3 protein-coding genes and 1 pseudogene are annotated in these 4809 nt (G+C 49.7%); all 4 read right to left on the reverse strand.

The genetic code is table 11. The features are described from left to right. Positions 1 to 867 precede the first annotated feature (867 nt). Entirely contained in the window at positions 868 to 1395 is a 528-nt protein-coding gene (locus Q0294_RS11670; protein WP_299465146.1) for a peroxiredoxin, read from the reverse strand. A gap of 99 nt (positions 1396 to 1494) precedes the next feature. Further along, positions 1495 to 2688, reverse strand: coding sequence for a hypothetical protein (locus Q0294_RS11675; RefSeq protein ID WP_299465149.1), 1194 nt, complete (start codon positions 2686 to 2688; stop codon positions 1495 to 1497). An 84-nt stretch (positions 2689 to 2772) separates the two neighbouring features. Then, positions 2773 to 3813 (reverse strand): cytochrome c peroxidase, encoded by a 1041-nt coding sequence (locus tag Q0294_RS11680; protein WP_299465152.1) that lies wholly within the window; start codon positions 3811 to 3813, stop codon positions 2773 to 2775. 259 nt (positions 3814 to 4072) lie between these two features. Beyond that, positions 4073 to 4809: pseudogene (locus tag Q0294_RS11685) on the reverse strand (hypothetical protein); the annotation flags it as partial.

Below are 4809 nucleotides of genomic sequence, written 5' to 3' on the forward strand. Positions count from 1 at the left end.
CTTCCTGGTGCGTCCTCGATATTGGATCGGTAAATATCATCAGAATTCCCATTCCGAGAATCGTACATGGAATTAGGGGGCCCCAGTTAAAAAGTAATCCAGAAGTTGCGATCCCGGCGAAGAAAACAAGATATACCATCCGGAAGTCAGTTAACACATCCGAGGGATTATCCATAAGGACGGCCGACAATGGTAGAAACGAAATCAACCCCACGCTGATCCATAGCACTCGTTCTAACCTGGTCGTTTTTCGTTTGGATTGAAGCAGTGAGATCATACCAACCCCAGGTAGTGTTTATTTAATGGTTCTGAGCGTGGTTTCGAAGTCTACAGCGTTATGATTAATGCAACACCCCTTGGCCGACAGTGTCACGATACCCTTGTTTCCAAGACGATGACCGCAGAAAAGACTTATTAGCCGCAGGGCGTTAGCCCCGGTTGGACATACTTAAGGTTTGGAGCATTCGAATTAAGAAACGCTATCTGGCAATATGACAAACAAGGTTTCAGAGAAATCATACGATTTGAAGCGATGATGAAACAAGAACTAACTTAATTTTCAACAAGACATTGAACAGTTGAGGCGCCAGGAACCTTTGTCTGACCGGATTGGCCCGAATCGTCTCGTCTGCTGGACAAAATCAGTCGCGGTTTCTGTTATCACAGTTTCAACCGGGGCTAACGCCCTGCGGCTGATCTGGCAGATGGATCGACGCTGAAAATCATAGGTGGGACAGATCCCTCATGAACGTCTGCCATTTCAGCCGCTCACCCAGACACACCCTATCAGCCGCGCGCAAAAAAAAAGCAGGAGGCCCCTGATAGGAATCCCCCTGCTTTGAATCTCTCAGATGAGACAAAGACTGCTTAGAGAGTCTTTTGTCCCTTCTTCCAGTTACAGGGAACATTGCTGCCTGTCTGGAGAGCGTCGAGGACACGCAGAACTTCTTCCACGTTGCGTCCGACGCTCAAACTGTGAATCGCCAGCCACTGGCAGACACCTTCCGGATTGATCAGGAAGATTCCACGCAGCGCGATACCGGCTTCTTCTTTCAGCACGCCATAATCGCGAGAAAGCTTGTGAGTGCCGTCAGCCAGCATGGGATATTTCAGGTCGGCCAGTTGAGGATCGTTATCGCACCATCCCTTGTGTGAATACTTGCTGTCGGTGCTGGCAGTCAGGACCTGACAGTTACGTGCTTCGAATTCGCCGATAGCTTCGTTGAATGCCACTAATTCCGTGGGGCAGACGAAGGTGAAGTCCAGAGGATAGAAAAACAGGCAAACCCATTTGCCTTTGAAATCGGCCAGTTTGTAATCCTTGAATGAATCACTGCTACGGTCATAACCCTGCAAAGCAAAATCAGGAGCTGGCTGCATTACTTGAACTGTCATTAGTCTTTACTTACCTTCAAAATGTTGGTGAAAATTGATTTTGTAACAACGACGCGGGCTGATTGTTTTCGAAGTCAGCCCGCGGCGTGAGCGTCCGTTTTATAGACCGGCATTGATGATCGCCAGTGAACCGGGAGATTTTTCAGCATCTTTCCCTTGAGTTCCAAAGGCTGTCAAATACAGATTGCCTTCTGCGTCAAATGCGATGGCGGCTGGTTTGTCGAGTGATACGATTTTTTCGGCGGTCACTTTGTCGCCATCGATTTTCAGTTCGAACAGGCCCCCTTTGGTGGTGTCGACCCAGGAGAAATCAGTCGCATACAGCTTTTTGGTTTTCGGGCTGTAAGCCAGGCCGGCGATATCACTCAGGCCGGTTTTCAGGCTCTTGGTGAGTTTCCCTGTTTTGGGATCATAGAATGTCAGCAATGCATCGTTGGCGACATTCATTTCACCCATCTGACCGATCACGAGTTCTTTTCCATCAGGAGAGAATGTGATGGCGACGGGAGCATCGACGCTGGTGGCTTCCTTGGTGGCGATCGTCAGTTCCAGCGGACCGGCTTTGCCGTCTTTGACAACCGACTTCGCGACCCAGCCTTTGGTGTCGTCCCCATTGCAGGTGATGAAGATGTCTCCGCCACCGACGGCGACGCCGTAGAAGTTGCCTTCACCCTTGGCCGATTTGTCGCTGGCCTTGATCGGACCCAGTGTTTGAACGGCGGTATCTTCTTTCACCCATTTGGCAACAGGTTTGTCGCCGACTTTGTAGATCCGTACCAGTTCTTCTGCATCGGGACGGCTGCCATCGCCGACAACCAGATGATCTTTATCCAGAAACGCGAGGCCCAAGGGGCCGATATTATACATAGGGCCTTTGCCGTAGATGTCTGTCGGGTAACCGGCAATTTCCAGATCAACGGTTTTGCCTTTGGCATCATAACGATAAACTCCATAACGGCTGGCAACAAACACATGGCCGGTACCAGCCTGAATGGCGATGCCACTCGGGTTTTCCAGATTGGTTACCAGAGTTTTCACAGTCACAGCCGGTGCTTTAGGCTCTTCTTTTTTTGGTTCTTCTTTTTTGGGAGCGGGCTTTTCGGCTTCTTTCTTGGGTTCTTCCTTTTTAGGAGCTTCTTTTTTGGGCTCCTCTTTTTTGACTTCTTCTTTTTTCTCGTCGCCTTTTTTATCACCTTTTTCGTCGGCGATCAGTGCAGTACTTCCCAGAGTCAGGCAGAGTGCCGTCAGGCAGCAGGCGCTTGCTTTTAAAATCAGGTGTAAATTCCATTGCATGGTGTTCATCTTCCTTTGAAAAGGGGATTTTCAATTGGTTTTCTAGTGTCGTACTATTTTCTTCTCAAGATCACTGCCGCGAAGTTATTTGGGTAACTCGGGCATTTTATGCTCAGGATAATTCGAACTGGTTAAACCTTCTTTCATAAAGGTCACCAGATCATCCACTTCCTGAGGCGTCAAATTCAGTTTGTAAATTTCTTCATCCAGAAACGCATTGGGAGTGCCTCCCTTATTATAGTGATCTACGACTTCTTTCAAAGTCTGCATGCTGCCATCATGCATATAAGGTGCAGATCGGGCAATATCCCGGATGGTGGGGGTTTTGAAACTTCCATGATCGCCGCCCAGCTTGCTGATGGTTTTTCGCCCCGTATCCGGTTCTTTCGCGTCCATGCCCACGCCAATATTATGGAAAGCATTGTCAGTAAAATTGGGCCCCGAATGGCAGGCACTGCAGACCGCTTTCCCGAAAAACAGCTTCATACCCCGTTGTGCCCCTTCAGAGAGGGCCTTCTGGTCGCCGGCTTTAAAACGGTCATAAGGAGCATCACCACACAGAATCGTGCGCTCATAGGTGGCGATTGCTTTGGCAATCGTTTCTTCGGTGGCGTCAGAACCGAAAACTTTCTGGAACTGTGTTTTGTAGCCGGGAATCGCGTTGATCCGGTCGACGGCTTCCTTGATGGACAGATTCATTTCAATCGGATTCGCAATCGGCCCTAATGCCTGCTCTTCCAGCGAACCGGCGCGGCCGTCCCAAAAATGAAACTTGTTATAGGCGGCGTTAATCACGGTCGGCGAATTGCGACCCCCTTTTTGTCCTTTGAAGCCGGTCGCAAACTGGTCTGCATTGCTGTAGCCCTTGTCGGGCGCGTGACAGCTGGCACAGGAAATCGTGTTATCCAGTGAGAGACGTTTGTCGAAGAAGAGCTGTTTCCCCAACGCAATTTTTTCGACGGTGGGCTGATTATCTTCCGGAAACGGAATCGGCGGTAAACCGGCGGGAACTTTAATCACCGGCTCTTCTGCCTGCAACGTCGAAAAACCAGCATTGATGACCAGTGTAAACGCCAGTCCTCCTGAAAGAACCCGCGCCAACATGCGATGTATTGCAAGCGCCATCATTTCTCCTCACTAAAACTACTCAGATTGCTACCAGGGTCCGGCAGAGAAGCCGTTTCAGTGAATGTTCGCATACACTTCTGTAGATTGTGTTCTTACACACAAAATCCCTGAAACAGAAAATCTACCTTAACTGCTTATTTTTAGTTGCCGGGCTCAGGACTGCAAGTCACTATGAAGGCGGATTTGAGGTGAAAGTAAGAATTTCACACGTTTCACGGCGGAGGAGGAGTTTCGTATCTGCCTGCAGGCGATCTATTTAGCGATGCCGGTTCCAGGACAGCGCCAGCGGAATCGTCGCGAAGGGGGCGATGATCAGGGTCAATAATGCGGAGAAAATCCAGGCAATGGCCCACTGCTTCTGCGGGGATGAGTCGAACACCCAGATCAGAATGCCCGACACACCGACGATCCAGAACAGCAACGCAGAAAAAGCTCCGAAGCCGCTGATCTGTTGTTTTCGGTAGGCAGATACATACGCGGCGAGCGTGCCCCCCAGAATCAGAAGACAGGGAGTGAGAAGCATGCCTACAATAATCAACTCGGCGAAAATATTCCTGGGAAAAAATGCTTGCAGAAGATTGATGATCATGGTGTAGAAAAAGAGCCCTCCGAAGCAAACGCCGACCGCTGAGGCAATAAACCAGTTACGTCCTGTCCAGAACACCGAAATAATATTGGCGGCGATGGTCCAGAATCCGATCGCGGTGAGCAGAATATAAACCAGAATCCCACCGCTTAAGAACCTGGGAGCGAGCACCATTCTGAAAACTTCTGCACCATGTAAAACTGCCATGACACCCAAACTGATGAGCAGCGCGCCTTGAATGCATACGAACACCAGCACGAAAGATTTGACCATGTTCCGGAAGAGCGTCGCATTCACGTCTTCATCAATCAGCGGAGCCATCGCGAGAAATCGTTTCATTTCAGTTCGTCCCGTATTGCAAATCCCTTCCCCAGCAAAACGGCGACAATCACGGACGCGATTATGCA

The sequence above is a fragment of the uncultured Gimesia sp. genome, assembly GCF_937919775.1.
Taxonomy (GTDB): Bacteria; Planctomycetota; Planctomycetia; order Planctomycetales; family Planctomycetaceae; genus Gimesia.